Origin of the sequence: Delftia sp. K82 (genome assembly GCF_002193035.1) — a bacterium.
GTDB lineage: Bacteria > Pseudomonadota > Gammaproteobacteria > Burkholderiales > Burkholderiaceae_C > Comamonas > Comamonas acidovorans.
In genome coordinates, this window is record NZ_MYFL01000001.1 from 1,004,787 (window position 1) to 1,019,099 (window position 14,313).

A 14,313-nucleotide genomic window follows, 5' to 3' on the forward strand; every position below is an offset into this window, starting at 1 on the left:
CCGAGGCTTCATTCCTCGGCTTTTTTTCGTCTGGATTCCGGTGCGCGAGGTGATGCGATGCGCGCGGTGATGCGGCCCGGTCAGCCCTGGCTGCGCAAGAAGGACTCCAGCGCCTCTGGTGCCAGCGGGCGGCTGAAATGGTAGCCCTGGGCCTCATCGCAGCCCTGCTCGCGCAGGAACTCCAGCTGTGCCTCGGTCTCCACGCCCTCGGCCGTGGTCTGCATGCCCAGGGCCTGGGCCATGCGGATGATGGCGCTGACAATGGCGCGGTCGTTGCTGTCGTGGTCCAGGTCCTGGATGAAGGACTGGTCGATCTTGAGCTTGTAGATCTGAAAGCGCTTGAGCTGGCTCAGGGATGAATAGCCGGTGCCGAAGTCATCCATGGCCAGGCGCACGCCGTGCTCGCGCAGCCGGTCCATGGTGGCCGTCGCCTGGCGCGGATCATGGATGGCCACGCCCTCGGTCAGCTCCAGCTCCAGAGAATCGGCCGGCAGGTCGCTGTCGAGCAGGATGCGGTTGATGATCTCGGGCAGTTGCTGCTGATGGAACTGGATGGCCGAAAGATTCACGGCCACCTTCAGGTCGCACAGGCCTGCATTGCGCCAGACCTGCAACTGCTGCATGGCGCTGCGCAGCACCCATTCGCCGATCTGCAGGATCTGGCCGCTGTCCTCGGCCACGGGAATGAACTCGGCCGGTGAGACCGAGCCCAGTTCCGGGTGCTCCCAGCGCAGCAGCGCCTCCACGCTGCGCACGCGGCCCGTGCTCAGCGTGATCTGCGGCTGATAGTGCAGATACAGCTGATTGCGCTCCAGCGCCCGGCGCAGCGCGTTCTCCAGTTGCAGGGCGCGCAGGGACTGGGCCTGCATCTGCGGCGTGAAGAAGCGGTAGGTGTTGCGACCGGCCTGCTTGGCGTGGTACATGGCCGCGTCGGCGGCCTGGGTCAGCGAGTCGATGTCGTGGCCGTCGCGCGGGTACAGCGCAATGCCCATGGACGGCGCAATGGTCAGCTCATGGCGGTCGATCTGGTAGGCCTGGCGCGACGCCTCCTGCAGCTTGCCGGCCACGCGGGCCGCGCCCTGGGCATTGGCGCCGGGCAGCAGCAGCACGAATTCGTCGCCGCCGATGCGGGCCACCGTATCGCGGTCGCGCACGACGGCACGCAGGCGGCGGGCAATCTCCACCAGCAGGGCATCGCCCACGCGATGGCCCAGTGAATCATTGACATGCTTGAAGTGGTCCAGGTCCAGGAACATCACGGCCAGCGGCGTGTCGTTGGCCTTGGCCAGCTCGATGGCGCGGGCACTGCGCTCGGCCAGCAGCGTGCGGTTGGGCAGGCCGGTGAGCGCGTCGTAGTGCGCCATCCAGTAGATGCGTTCCTGGTCCAGCTTGCGGTCGGCAATCTCCCGGTGCAGGTTCTCCACCGTGGCGCTGAGTTCGCGTGTGCGGTCGCGCACCTGTTGCTCCAGCAGCTCGTGGGCCTGGCTCAGGGCCTGCTGGGCGCGCAGGCGGTCGTCGATATCGCTCACGATCCAGATCGATCCCTCGCGCGCATCGCCCGGATTGATGAGCCGCCCCGTGAGCTCTCCCCAGAACAGGCTGCCGTCCTTGCGGCGCAGGCGGCGCTGCGTGCGAAAGGACAGGCCGGCGCTCAGCGTGCGGTAGGCCTCGCGTCCCAGGCTGCGCAGCTCATCACGGCTGGGATGCAGATGTTCGCTGTTGATGCCCACCAGCGCATGCTCGCCCGCGTAGCCGAAGATGTCTGCGTAGCACTGGTTGCAGCGGACGATGACGCGTTGGCGAATGAAGACGATGCCGACGCCGGCATTGTCGAGCAGGGCCTGCTGCTCGCGCAGGCTGCGTTGCAGGGACGCCGCCATCATCGAAGACGGACGTTCGAGTACAGGGTCGTACGCAATCGTCGGCGCGGACATGGCGAAGCGGTGGGGCGGTAATGGAGGGAGGGTGGGAAGCTTACAAAGTGTAGCACTTGTGCGAAAAACACTCTATCGGCCTTCCCTGACGCAAGCAGGGCCTGGGCCATCATGGGCCGTCACGGGCCGGGTGCAACTTGCCTGCGCCTGTGTTTTCCGGAGGCTTCGGCATCCAGCCGGTCGGCCAGCTCATACAGCACGCCATGCCGCAGGGCGCCATGCGTCACGCGCATGCGCTCGATGCCCAGGCTGGAGAAGATCGCCCGCATCACGCTCATGCCGCCGCCGATCATGGGGCGCAGTTCTTCCTTGAGCCCGTCCATGTTCACGCGGCTGACATGCCCTGCACGCAGCAACTGCGCCTGCAGCCAGTCCAGTCCCTGCCGCGTGATCCAGCCGGCCGTGCCATCGGGTGCATGGGCCAGCACCTTGACGATGGCACCGGCCGTGCCCGAGGACCCATAGGCATGGCTCCACTGCCCGGCGGCAAACCGCGCGGCTTCGGGCGCAATGATGTCGGCCACCGCCGCTTCGGCCTGGGACAGTGCCTGGGCCGACAGCTCTCCATCGGGAAAGTGGCGCAATGCCCAGGTCACGCTGCCGAAGGCGAAGGAGCGTGCCTGCAGCACCTGCCGCTGCTGGCCAAGGCACAGCTCGGTCGATCGGCCACCGATGTCCACCACCAGCCGCCGCTGGGGACCGGGCGGCAGCAACTGGGCGACGCCGCGATAGATCAGGCGTGCTTCTTCCTCGCCGTCGATGACTTCGATGGCGCAGCCCAGGATGCGCTGGCCCTCGTCCAGGAAGACCTGGCGGTTCGATGCCTCTCTCAGCGTCTGCGTGGCCACGGCACGAACGCGGTGGCGGGGCAGGTCGCCCAGCACCTGCGCATAGCGCTCCAGGCAGGCCCAGCCACGCTGCATGGCCTCCAGGCTCAGGGCTCCCTGTTCGTCCAGGGCGCTGCCCAGGCGTATGGCTTCCTTGCGGTGGCTGAACAGCTGTACCTTTGCGCCGTCGCTGCGGGCCATGGCCAGCAGGCAGCTGTTGGAGCCAATGTCGATGGCGGCCAGGCGGCTTTCGGGGGGATTGGAAGAGGGCATGCGCGAAAGGCGGACGACGACACGGCTGCGGCAGGTTTGCAGCAGCCAACGCCATCCAGGGGGATGGCAGTGAGCTTAGCACCCTGGCGATACAGCGTGGCCCTCGTGGCTGCGTGACCTGGTCATGACCTTTGCATGACAGCGACAGCGCAGCCCTTCATTGCCGGAAGTCGCTTGTATGACAGGTGTCATGCGTGGGCGGGATTTATGTCATGAACATGTCACAAACCCGGGGCAGACTGCCCGAATCCCCGGTCCACGGGGTGACTACCGGGTCCTGCACAGGCCGGGCCCCTGCATCCATGCCCCAGACATTCACGCCGATTCCCGCCAGCGCCTCCGCGCCTGCCGAACCAGAACATGAACAGGGGCTGCGCACCATGCCCGCAGGGCCGGCCTCGCTGGGCATGGCCCGCGAGACAGCGCCCATACCCGTCTCTGCACCCTTGAATGTCCCGATGATGCCCCTGGCCAAAAGCCTTTCCACCGCCCTGCTGGAATTGCAGGGCCAGGCGATGCCAGCGTCTGCCCCGGTCTCTGCTGCGGGGCTGGTCGCCGCGGCATACACTGGCCTGTACGCCACAGCCGAAAGCGGTGAAGTGCAACAGCAACAGCAGCAGCAACAACAGTTTCTGGACCGCGACCATTGCATCCTGGCGTTCAACGAACGCGTGCTGGACTGGGCTGTGCGCGAGGATGTGCCGCTGCTGGAGCGGCTGCGCTACCTGTGCATCGTCTCTTCCAATCTCGACGAATGGTTCGAGGTGCGCTGCGCCCCCCATGTGACGGCGGCCAAGGCCGGCGACGCCAAGGGCCTGTATACGCTGCAGAGCTTTCGCTCGCTGATGGACAAGGCGCATGAGCTGGTATTGCGCCAGTACACGCTGTACAACCAATCGCTGATTCCTGCCTTTGCGGGGCAGGGCATACGCGTGGTCTCCCATGGCGAGCGCAGCAGCGCCCAGCGCAAATGGGTGCGCGAATACTTTCTGCGCGAAGTCCAGCCCCTGCTCATGCCGGTGGGCCTGGACCCATCCCATCCATTTCCCCAGGTGGCCAACAAGGCGCTGAACTTCATCGTGCGCCTCAAGGGTGTCGATGCCTTTGGCCGCGCCAACGAGGTGGCCATCGTCAAGGTCCCGCGTGCCTTGCCTCGCCTGGTGCGCCTGCCGGAGAAGATCGCGGGCAAGCAGCGCCTGTTCGTGAGCATCTCCAGCATCGTGCGCGCCCATCTGGTCGAGCTGTTCCCGGGGCGTGAGGTGGCGGAGTTCGCGCAATTCCGTGTCACCCGCCATTCGGACCTGGCGGTGGATGAGGACGATGTCAGCGACCTGCGCATGGCGCTGCGCCAGGGTCTGCACCACCGCCACTACGGCCAGGCCGTGCGGCTGGAGGTGTCCTTTGCCTGCTCGCCCATGTTGTCAGACCTGCTGCTGGGCCAGTTCGGCCTGCCGACCGAGGCACTGTTCCGCGTCAAGGGGCCCGTGAACCTGGTGCGCCAGTCGCAGCTGGTGGATCTGGTCGATGACCCCGCGCTGCTGTTCCCGCCGTGGCGGCCGGCATGGCCGCGCCAGCTGCAGCCGGGCCGCTCGGTGATGGCCCAGATCCGCAAGCGTGATGTGCTGATCCACCAGCCTTTCGAGAGCTTCGACGGCGTGCTGGAGCTGCTGCGCGAGGCCGTCAACGACCCCGAGGTGCTGGCCATCAAGCAGACCATCTACCGAACCGGGTCCGACTCCGAAATCATGCAGTTGCTGGCCGAGGCCGTGCGCCGCGGCAAGGAGGTGCTGGCCGTGCTGGAGCTCAAGGCCCGCTTTGACGAAGAGGCCAACATCAACTCCGCCGAGAAGCTGGAGGCCCTGGGCGCCCAGGTGGTCTACGGCGTGCTGGGCCTGAAGACGCACGCCAAGATGCTGCTGATCACGCGCCGCGAAAAGCGCAGCGGGCAGCTCAAGCGCTATGGACACCTGTCCACCGGCAATTACAACGTGCGCACGGCGCGCCTGTACACGGACATCAGCCAGCTGACCTGCGATGCGCAGATCACGGCCGACATGGATGCCGTGTTCAGCCACCTGTCCAGCCACAACCGCCTGCCCAAGCTGCACCAGCTGGTGATTGCGCCGTTCCAGCTGCACGACCGCATGCTGGCGCTGATCAACCAGGTGGGCGAGGCGGCGCAGCGCGGCGAAGAAGCGCGCATCGTGCTCAAGATGAATGCGCTGACCGACGAGCTGCTCATGCAGGCCCTGGTGCGTGCCGGCCAGCAGGGCGCGCGCATCGATCTCATCGTGCGCAGTGCCTGCATGCTGCCGCCGCAGCGCAAGGGCTGGACCGACAACATCCGCGTGCGCTCCATCATCGGCCGTTTCCTGGAGCACTCGCGCGTCTTCTACTTTGCCTGGGGCAAGCAGCAGGAACTGCTGCTGTCCAGCGCCGACTGGATGAACCGCAACATGATGCGCCGGGTGGAACTGGCCTGGCCCGTGCGCGACCCCGTGCTGCGCCAGCAGGTGATAGACGAATGCCTGGTCGCTGGCCTGTATGACAACCGCGATGCCTGGACCCTGGAGGCCAATGGTGCCTACCAGCGTGCACCCTATCCGACCACGGGCCTGGGTGCGCAGCGCGCCTTGATGGAGCGCTACGGGCCCCAGGTCTGAGCTGCGTCACGGCCGGCGGGCCGGCCGCCCCGCGCCATCCCGGCGCAAGCCGAAGCGGGTGGCCGTGCTCAGTGCAGATGCAGCTGCAAGGTCCAGGGCGTCTTCTGCCAGGCCACGGCCTCGGTGCGCAGCAACTGGGCGGACTGGGGATAGCTTTTGGCCCAGCCTTCCGGCACGGTCAGGTGAAAGATGCTGTCCGAGCGATGCAGGCGTATGCCCTGCAGATCGGGGTCACGCCGGGCATGGCACAGCTGCACGGCCAGCCGCAGTGCGAGCAGGGGCCAGGCCACGGCCTGGTCCTCGATGGCGGCTTCCAGCTTGCGCAGCTTGCCCTGGTGGCCGAGCACGAGCTGGGTGATGCGCGCGCGCAGCTCCACGGGCCATGTCGCGGCACCGCAGTGCTCGGTGATGTAGGCGCCGTGCCGGTGGTAGGCGCTCAGGGAGATGCGCATGCCGATCTCGTGCAGGCTGGCGGCCGTGTCCAGTGCATGCGTGGACAGGGCATCGGGCGGTTGTTGCGCGTGCAGCGATTGCCAGGCCCAGCGTGCGACCTTGCGCACGCGCAGCGCATGCGGGGCGTCAATGCCGAAGTCCTGCTGCAGCGCGGCAATTTCGGCTGCCTCGCGGTCGGCGGGGGGCTCGTGCTCCAGCAGGTCGTGCAAAACGCCCTGGCGCAGCGCGCCCTGGGCGACTTCCAGTTCATTGATGCCCAGCATGCCCAGGGCCGCAATCAGGATGCTCAGGCCTCCGGCGATGACGGCGCGGCGGTCTTCCTTGAGTCCGGCCAGCCGGATGCGGTCCACATGGCCGGCCTCCATCAACTGCTCATGCAGCCAGCGCAGGCTGTCGGGCGTGATCAGCCCGCCGGAATATCCGTTGGCAGCCAGGATGTCGCCCACGGCGTTGGCCGTGCCTGACGAGGCATAGGCGCAGTCCCATGCAGTGGCCGGGTAGGCCGAGACGGTCTGGGTGAGGGCCGCCTGCGCGGCCTTGATGGCGGCCGAGAAATGTGCGCGCGACAGCGTGCCTTCGCCAAAGAACTGCGTGCTCCAGGCGACGCTGCCTATGGGGTAGGAGGCCACCTGGCGCGCCTCGCCATGCTGGCCGATGATGACTTCGGTCGAGCGGCCGCCAATGTCCACCACCAGGCGCCGCTGCTGCGAGGGTGGCAACAGGCTGGAGACGCCGCGATAGATCAGCCGGGCCTCTTCCTCGCCCGAGATGACCTCGATGGGAAAGCCCAGCAGGGCGCTGCCGCGTGCGATGAAGACATCGCGGTTGCGGGCCTCCCGCAGGGTTTGTGTGGCCACGGCGCGGACCTGGTCGGCAGGAAAGCCGGCCAGGCGCTCGCCAAAGCGTGCCAGGCAGTCCCAGCCGCGTTGCATGGCCTCGTCGGTCAGCTCATGGTGCTCGTTGAGCCCATTGCCCTGGCGCACGGTCTCCTTGAGATATTCCACGCGCTCTATGCGCTGGTGGCTGCCGACGCGGCCTATTTCCAGGCGAAAGCTGTTGGATCCGAGGTCAACGGCGGCGAGCAGGGATTCTGGTGCCATGAAAGAAACGCCAATCAAGATTCGTCGAGCAGGAGTGCACAGCGGTGCCGGGTGGCAGGGCTGCGCTTGTCTGGTGCCAGCTCGTGCGAGGCACAAGACTAAGACGGAATTGTGACACCGCGATGACCTGGGTCTTACAGACTATGGCCCAGCATTTGTGACGCCTTTTCTCCGTGTCATATCAATGTCACAAAGCCTTCTTACAGTCCAGCCATCGCATCTTTCAACCCCTAAGAGGTCTGTACATGAAGTTGTCTGTGATTCACATTCTGGTGGCTGGTGCTCTGTCTGCGGGCGGTATGGGCCAGGCCCTGGCGCAGCAGGAAGCCACCGGCGCCGGCGCCAGCTTCCCTGCGCCGCTGTACTCGAAGTGGGCCGCCGATTACCACAAGGCCACCGGCGTGAAGATCAACTACCAGTCCGTGGGCTCCAGCGCCGGCATCAAGCAGATCGAAGCCAAGACCGTGGACTTCGGTGCTTCGGACGAGCCGCTCAAGGACGACGAACTGGCCAAGAAGGGCCTGGTGCAATTCCCCACCGTGATCGGCGGCATCGTGCCCGTGGTCAATATCAAGGGCATCCAGCCCGGCCAGCTCAAGCTGACCGGCCAGGTGCTGGGCGACATCTACCTGGGCAAGATCACCAAGTGGAACGACGAGGCCATCAAGGCCCTGAACCCCGGCGTGACCCTGCCTGACGCCACCATCGCTCCCGTGCGCCGTGCTGACGGCTCGGGCACCACCTTCGGCTTCACGAACTACCTGTCCAAGGTCAATGCCGAGTGGAAGGAAAAGGTTGGCGAAGGCAAGGCCGTGAACTGGCCCACGGGTGCCGGCGGCAAGGGCAATGAAGGCGTGGCCGCCTTCGTGGGCCGCCTGCCCAACTCCATCGGCTACGTCGAGTACGCCTATGTCAAGCAAAACAAGCTGACCTACACGCAGCTGCAGACCGCTGGCGGCGCCTTCGTGTCGCCCGACGACGCCACCTTCAAGGCCGCTGCCGCCGGTGCCGACTGGGCCAAGAGCTTCTACCAGATCCTGACCAACCAGCCCGGCAAGGATGCATGGCCCATCACCTCGGCCACGTTCATCATCATGCACAAGGCCCAGGACAAGCCCGCACAGGCCGCTGCCTCGCTGAAGTTCTTCGAGTGGGCCTACAAGTCCGGCGACAAGACCGCCACCGACCTGGACTACGTGCCCATGCCTGACGCCGTCAAGAACGTGATCTTCCAATCCTGGGGTCAAGTCAAGGACGCCTCGGGTACCGCGATTTCCCTGAAGTAAACCCTGAAAAGGGGCCGTGGCGCACCGCCGGCAGGTGCATCATGGCCCCCCTGATCTCCCCACAAACCGCGAATAAAGGCGCCTCACGTGTCCACAACGTCGCCCTCGAACTCGCTGGCCGCCTCTGCACAGGCTTCCCAGCGACGCACACCTTCTCCGCTACGCCCCCCGATGCTGTCGGGGCGCGTGGCGGATCGCTTGTTTGGCGCTCTCGCGCGTCTGGCCGCGCTGCTGACGCTGGGCCTGCTGCTGGCCATCCTGGCTTCGCTGCTGGTAGGCGCCTGGCCCGCCATCTATGAATACGGCCTGAGCTTTCTGGGTCGCAGCGTCTGGGACCCCGTTCGCAACGAATATGGCGGCCTGGTCATGATTTACGGCACGCTGGCCACTTCGGCCATCGCGTTGCTGATTGCGGTGCCCGTGAGCTTTGGCATCGCCCTGTTCCTCACCGAGCTGTCGCCCGCCTGGCTCAAGCGCCCGCTGGGCACCGCCGTCGAGCTGCTGGCTGCCGTACCCTCCATCGTCTACGGCATGTGGGGCCTGATGGTCTTCGGCCCCGTGCTCTCCACCTATGTGCAGCAGCCGCTGCAAAAGCTGTTTCAGGGCGTTCCTTATCTGGAGGCCTTCGTGTCCGGCCCGCCCGTGGGCATCGGCATCCTGTCGGCCGGCATCATCCTGGCCATCATGATCATCCCCTTCATCGCCTCGGTGATGCGCGATGTGTTCGAAGTCACGCCGGCCCTGCTCAAGGAGTCGGCCTACGGCCTGGGCTCCACGACCTGGGAAGTGGTCTGGAAGGTCGTGCTGCCCTACACCAAGACCGGCGTGCTCGGTGGCGTGATGCTGGGTCTGGGCCGTGCGCTGGGCGAGACCATGGCCGTCACCTTCGTGATCGGCAACATGAACCAGCTCAACTCGCTGTCTGTCTTCGAGGCTGCCAACAGCATCACCTCGGCACTGGCCAACGAGTTTGCCGAAGCGGGCGAAGGCCTGCACCAGGCTTCGCTGATCTATCTGGGCCTGGTGCTGTTCTTCATCACCTTCGTGGTGCTGGCCTGCTCCAAGGTGCTGCTCAACCGTCTGCAGAAGAATGAAGGAGCCCGCTCGTGAGCAGCACCTCCACCAAGATGATCAATGCCGCCGAACTGACGCGCGTGCGCCAGGCCAAGTACGCCAAGCGCAAGCGCGTGAACCAGGTGGCGCTGACCCTGTCGCTGGCTGCCATGGCCTTCGGCGTGTTCTGGCTGGTCTGGATCCTGTGGGAAACCATCACGCTGGGTATCGGCGGCCTGAGCCTGGCGCTGTTCAGCGAAATGACGCCTCCGCCCAATGAGGCGGGCGGCATTGCCAACGCCATCTTCGGCTCGCTGATCATGGTGGCGCTGGCCACCTTCGTCGGCACGCCCATCGGCGTGATGGCCGGTGTCTACCTGGCCGAATACGATGCGCGCGGCTGGCTGGCCAATACCACGCGCTTCGTCAACGACATCCTGCTGTCGGCACCTTCCATCGTGATCGGCCTGTTCGTCTACACCGTGGTCGTGGCGCGCTTCAAGAGCTTTTCCGGCTATGCGGGCGTGGTGGCGCTGGCGCTGATCGTGATTCCCGTGGTCATCCGCACCACCGAGAACATGCTGGTGCTGGTGCCTGCCAGTCTGCGCGAAGCGGCCTATGCACTGGGCACGCCCAAGTGGAAGGTCATCATCATGGTGACGCTGCGTGCAGCGCGTGCCGGCGTGATCACCGGCGTGTTGCTGGCGGTGGCCCGCATTGCCGGGGAAACCGCTCCGCTGCTGTTCACGGCGCTGAACAACCAGTTCTGGAATGCCGACCTGTCCAAGCCCATGGCCAGCCTGCCGGTGACGATCTTCAAGTTCGCGATGAGCCCCTACGAGAATTGGCAGCAACTGGCCTGGGCCGGCGTGTTCCTGATCACCGTGGCGGTGCTCGGTCTCAATATCCTGGCGCGGTTCCTGACCCGCCAGAAGTAATGCAGCAATAAGCAATCAACAAGGACAAGGATCACGCAATGACTGCGACCTCTTCCACCGCGCTGAACTCCTCCAAGCTGACGGTTCGCGACCTGAACTTCTACTACGGCAAGTTCCACGCCCTCAAGGGCATCAACCTGGACATCCCCGAAAAGAAGGTCACGGCCTTCATCGGCCCGTCGGGCTGCGGCAAGTCCACGCTGCTGCGCACCTTCAACCGCATGTTCGAGCTGTACCCCGAGCAGCGCGCCGAAGGCCAGATCATGCTGGACGGCGAGAACCTGCTGACCAGCAAGCAGGACGTGGCGCTGATCCGCGCCAAGGTGGGCATGGTCTTCCAGAAGCCCACGCCGTTTCCCATGTCCATCTACGACAACATCGCCTTCGGCGTGAAGCTATTTGAAAACCTCAGCTCCTCCGACATGGACGACCGTGTGGAATGGGCACTGCGCAAGGCGGCCCTGTGGGGCGAGGTCAAGGACAAGCTGCAGCAAAGCGGCTCGGGCCTGTCCGGCGGCCAGCAGCAGCGCCTGTGCATCGCGCGCGGCATTGCCATCAAGCCCGAAGTGCTGCTGCTCGACGAGCCCTGCTCGGCCCTGGACCCGATCTCCACGGCCAAGATCGAGGAGCTGATTGCCGAGCTGAAGAACGACTACACCGTCGTCATCGTGACGCACAACATGCAGCAGGCAGCGCGCTGCAGCGACTACACGGCCTACATGTACCTGGGCGATCTGGTGGAATTCGGAGACACCGAGCAGATGTTCTTCAAGCCCCAGCGCAAGGAAACGGAAGACTACATCACAGGCCGCTTCGGCTGAGCAGGAGCAATCGATGAACGAAAAACACCTTTCCAGCCAGTTCGACAGCGAACTCAACCGCGTCTCTGCGCGCGTCATGGAGCTCGGCGGCCTGGTCGAGTCCCAGATCCGCCAGGCGGTCTATGCGCTGTCGCGCTTCAGCATCGAGGCCGTGGAGCAGGTCGATGCCGCGGAAAAGCGCGTCAACGCCATGGAAGTGGAGATCGACCACGAGCTCTCGTCCATCATCGCCCGGCGCCAGCCCACGGCGCGCGACCTGCGCCTGCTGATCGCCTTCTCCAAGGCCACGGCCAATCTGGAGCGCATGGGTGATGAAGCGCACAAGATGGCGCGCATGGTCAAGTCCATCATCGAAAGCGGTGCTGCGCGCTCCCTGCCCACGGGCGACCTGCGCACGGCGGCCGAGATGGCCTCGGGCCTGCTGCGCAAGACGCTGGACGCCTTTGCACGCCTGGATACCAAGGCTGCCGTGGCCATCCTCAAGGAAGATGATCTGATCGACCAGGAGTTCGACGGCTTCGTGCGCAAGCTCATCACCTACATGATGGAAGACCCGCGCACCATCTCGGCCAGCCTGGACCTGCTGTTCCTGGCCAAGGCCATCGAGCGCATCGGCGACCATTCCAAGAATGTGGCCGAGCTGATCATCTATCTGGTGGAAGGCAAGGATGTCCGTCACCAGACCATGGATGCCATTGAGTCGGCAGTGCTGTAAGTGCCGGAGGCGAACAACGGATGAAGAAGATGCCCATGGTCCTCATCGTCGAGGACGAGCCCGCCATCGCGGAGCTGATCGCTGTCAACCTGCGGCACAACGGCTTCCAGCCGGTCTGGGCCGAGGATGGCGTGACGGCTCAGCGCGAGCTGGATGCCGTGCTGCCCGACGTGATCCTGCTTGACTGGATGCTGCCCGGCGCCAGCGGCCTGTCCCTGGCGCGCAAATGGCGCGCGGACAGCCGCACCAAGGCCGTGCCCATTCTGATGCTCACGGCGCGCGGCGATGAACCCGACAAGGTGGCGGGGCTCGATGCGGGCGCCGATGACTACATCACCAAGCCCTTCTCGACCCAGGAGCTGCTCGCGCGCATCCGTGCCGTGCTGCGGCGCCGTGCACCCGAGCAGATTCAGGACAAGGTCAATATCGGCGAGCTGGTGCTTGATGCCGCCGCGCACCGCGTGAGCTGGCAGGGCGACATGATCAAGGTGGGCCCCACCGAGTTCAAGCTGCTGCACTACCTGATGAAGCACCCCGAGCGCGTGCACAGCCGTGCCCAGTTGCTGGACAAGGTCTGGGGCGATCACGTCTTCATCGAGGAGCGCACGGTGGACGTGCACGTCAAGCGGCTGCGCGAGGCGCTGGGCATGGCTGGTGCATTGATCGAGACGGTACGCGGCGCCGGCTACCGGCTCAGCGCGCAGGCGCTGGCCTGAGGCCGTTTTTTCCGCATGAATCCACGCATGGCCTTCACGGGTCATGCCAGGGCGCCGCTGCCCCGGGCAGCGAATACAACGCAAAGAAGGCGCAAGTATGGGTTGGCGAGGTTTCCGCTTGTTGGTGTCCCAGATCGCGGGCGCATTGCTGGGCTGGTGGCTCTGGGGCGTCATGTCCGCCTCCAGCCCCGGCATGGCCGCCCAGGCCGTGGCGGCCCTGACGGGGGCGCTGTGCGCGGGCTGGATCTGGTGGCTGGTGGACAGCTGGAACGCCATGCGCCTGCTGTCCTGGCTGTGCCAGTCGGAGCTGCGGGAGGCGCCCGAGCTCAGCGGCATCTGGGGTGAGGCCAGCGTGCGCATGCGCCGGTGGCTGCGCCAGAGCGTGCAGCAGGTGCAGCAGGGCGATCAGCGCCTCAACGACATTCTTTCCGCCCTGCAGGCCAGCCCCAATGGCGTGGTCCTGCTGGACGCCGATGGGCGCATCGAATGGTGCAACCAGATCGCGGCGCGGCAGTTCGGCTTCGATGCCGAACGCGACCTGCTGCAAAGCATTGGCAACCTGGTGCGCGACCCCGAGTTCAGCGCCTATTTCGCCACCCAGGATTTCTCACGCGACCTGGTCATGCAGGGCCGCGAAAGCACGGCCTCGCGGCCCGTCAAACTGTCGGTTCAGCTGTATGGCTATGGCGAAGGGCGCAAGCTGCTGCTGGCGCGCGATGTCACCGCGGTGGAGCAGGCAGAGGCCATGCGCCGCGACTTCGTGGCCAATGTCTCGCATGAAATCCGCACGCCGCTGACCGTGCTCGTGGGCTTTGTGGAGACGCTGCAGAACCTGCCGCTGGAGCCCGAGGAGCGCAACCGCTACCTGGGACTGATGGCCCAGCAGGCCGAGCGCATGCAGCATCTGGTGGAAGACCTGCTGGCGCTGTCGCGCCTGGAGGGCAGCCCCTTGCCCAGCAGCAACGAATGGGTGCCCGTGGCCCAGCTGATGCAGCGCTGCGAGAACGAGGCGCGCGGCCTGTCTTCCATGCTCACGCGCAAGCAATCCCTGCCGCATGCGCTGAGCTTTCCGTCGGCCGAGATGCTGGCGCAGGCCGGTGAGGTGGCCGGCGCCAGCGCCGAGCTGCAAAGCGCTTTCTCCAACCTGCTGGCCAACGCCATGCGCTACACGCCGGCAGGCGGGCGCATCGAGGTGACCTGGGAGAGCCTGCCTGATGGATCGGCACGCTTTGCTGTGCAGGACTCCGGGCCAGGCATCGAACCCAAGCATCTGGCGCGTCTGACAGAACGCTTTTACCGTGTGGACCGCAGCCGTTCACGCGACACCGGCGGCACGGGCCTGGGCCTGGCCATCGTCAAGCACGTGCTGCAGCGCCATGGCGCCAAGCTGGGCATCACCAGCGCGCCGGGCCAGGGGTCGGAGTTTTCCGTGACCTTTCCGGCCAGCCGTGTCCGCATCGCGGCCCCCGGCACACGCGAAGTCGGCGAGGCCCGCGAAAGCCGCGCCGCATAGGCGTGGCCCCGTGTGAACGGC

11 protein-coding genes are annotated in these 14,313 nt (G+C 65.7%); 8 read left to right on the plus strand and 3 right to left on the minus strand.

All coding sequences use genetic code 11. The features are described 5' to 3' along the window. Positions 1-80 precede the first annotated feature (80 nt). Positions 81-1,934 carry an EAL domain-containing protein gene (locus KDK82_RS04380; RefSeq protein ID WP_034396146.1) on the minus strand — a complete coding sequence of 618 codons (1,854 nt, stop codon included), beginning with the start codon at positions 1,932-1,934 and terminating at the stop codon, positions 81-83. A gap of 119 nt (positions 1,935-2,053) precedes the next feature. Then, a complete protein-coding gene (locus KDK82_RS04385) occupies positions 2,054-3,034 on the minus strand; it encodes a Ppx/GppA family phosphatase (protein WP_088164109.1) in 981 nt (326 codons plus the stop codon). Between the two features lie 212 nt (positions 3,035-3,246). On the opposite strand from KDK82_RS04385, the gene ppk1 reads away from it, so the two are divergent. Beyond that, positions 3,247-5,697 carry a polyphosphate kinase 1 gene (ppk1, locus tag KDK82_RS04390; RefSeq protein ID WP_088164110.1) on the plus strand — a complete coding sequence of 817 codons (2,451 nt, stop codon included), beginning with the start codon at positions 3,247-3,249 and terminating at the stop codon, positions 5,695-5,697. A gap of 68 nt (positions 5,698-5,765) precedes the next feature. Here the strand turns inward: ppk1 and KDK82_RS04395 are convergent, their stop codons facing one another. Further along, positions 5,766-7,250 (minus strand): Ppx/GppA phosphatase family protein, encoded by a 1,485-nt coding sequence (locus KDK82_RS04395; RefSeq protein WP_088164111.1) that lies wholly within the window; start codon positions 7,248-7,250, stop codon positions 5,766-5,768. 245 nt (positions 7,251-7,495) lie between these two features. On the opposite strand from KDK82_RS04395, the gene pstS reads away from it, so the two are divergent. From pstS to phoR, 7 genes are all read left to right on the plus strand, one after another. Next, the gene (gene pstS / locus KDK82_RS04400; protein WP_012206717.1) at positions 7,496-8,536 is read left to right on the plus strand and encodes a phosphate ABC transporter substrate-binding protein PstS; all 1,041 of its coding nucleotides are present in this window, start codon (positions 7,496-7,498) and stop codon (positions 8,534-8,536) included. Positions 8,537-8,707: 171 nt separating this feature from the next. Beyond that, complete coding sequence (gene pstC, locus KDK82_RS04405; RefSeq protein WP_012206716.1) at positions 8,708-9,646, plus strand: phosphate ABC transporter permease subunit PstC; 939 nt, start codon at positions 8,708-8,710, stop codon at positions 9,644-9,646. Positions 9,647-9,663: 17 nt separating this feature from the next. Then, positions 9,664-10,527: a phosphate ABC transporter permease PstA gene (gene pstA / locus KDK82_RS04410; RefSeq protein WP_034398840.1), complete on the plus strand. Its 864-nt coding sequence runs from the start codon at positions 9,664-9,666 to the stop codon at positions 10,525-10,527. A 38-nt stretch (positions 10,528-10,565) separates the two neighbouring features. Continuing rightward, positions 10,566-11,348 (plus strand): phosphate ABC transporter ATP-binding protein PstB, encoded by a 783-nt coding sequence (gene pstB / locus KDK82_RS04415; protein WP_012206714.1) that lies wholly within the window; start codon positions 10,566-10,568, stop codon positions 11,346-11,348. Positions 11,349-11,361: 13 nt separating this feature from the next. Continuing rightward, positions 11,362-12,063 (plus strand): phosphate signaling complex protein PhoU, encoded by a 702-nt coding sequence (phoU, locus tag KDK82_RS04420; RefSeq protein ID WP_012206713.1) that lies wholly within the window; start codon positions 11,362-11,364, stop codon positions 12,061-12,063. A 20-nt stretch (positions 12,064-12,083) separates the two neighbouring features. After that, positions 12,084-12,779, plus strand: a complete 696-nt coding sequence (gene phoB / locus KDK82_RS04425) for a phosphate regulon transcriptional regulator PhoB (RefSeq protein ID WP_012206712.1) — start codon at positions 12,084-12,086, stop codon at positions 12,777-12,779. A 118-nt stretch (positions 12,780-12,897) separates the two neighbouring features. Next, positions 12,898-14,292, plus strand: a complete 1,395-nt coding sequence (gene phoR / locus KDK82_RS04430) for a phosphate regulon sensor histidine kinase PhoR (RefSeq protein ID WP_088164112.1) — start codon at positions 12,898-12,900, stop codon at positions 14,290-14,292. The last annotated feature ends 21 nt before the right edge of the window (positions 14,293-14,313 follow it).

What these genes read in the sequence shown, in the direction of transcription:
- KDK82_RS04380 (WP_034396146.1), bottom strand. Translation starts at nt 1,934, where the DNA reads ATGTCCGCGCCGACGATTGCGTACGACCCTGTACTCGAACGTCCGTCT.
- KDK82_RS04385 (WP_088164109.1), bottom strand. Translation starts at nt 3,034, where the DNA reads ATGCCCTCTTCCAATCCCCCCGAAAGCCGCCTGGCCGCCATCGACATT.
- ppk1 (WP_088164110.1), top strand. Translation starts at nt 3,247, where the DNA reads ATGAACATGTCACAAACCCGGGGCAGACTGCCCGAATCCCCGGTCCAC.
- KDK82_RS04395 (WP_088164111.1), bottom strand. Translation starts at nt 7,250, where the DNA reads ATGGCACCAGAATCCCTGCTCGCCGCCGTTGACCTCGGATCCAACAGC.
- pstS (WP_012206717.1), top strand. Translation starts at nt 7,496, where the DNA reads ATGAAGTTGTCTGTGATTCACATTCTGGTGGCTGGTGCTCTGTCTGCG.
- pstC (WP_012206716.1), top strand. Translation starts at nt 8,708, where the DNA reads ATGCTGTCGGGGCGCGTGGCGGATCGCTTGTTTGGCGCTCTCGCGCGT.
- pstA (WP_034398840.1), top strand. Translation starts at nt 9,664, where the DNA reads ATGATCAATGCCGCCGAACTGACGCGCGTGCGCCAGGCCAAGTACGCC.
- pstB (WP_012206714.1), top strand. Translation starts at nt 10,566, where the DNA reads ATGACTGCGACCTCTTCCACCGCGCTGAACTCCTCCAAGCTGACGGTT.
- phoU (WP_012206713.1), top strand. Translation starts at nt 11,362, where the DNA reads ATGAACGAAAAACACCTTTCCAGCCAGTTCGACAGCGAACTCAACCGC.
- phoB (WP_012206712.1), top strand. Translation starts at nt 12,084, where the DNA reads ATGAAGAAGATGCCCATGGTCCTCATCGTCGAGGACGAGCCCGCCATC.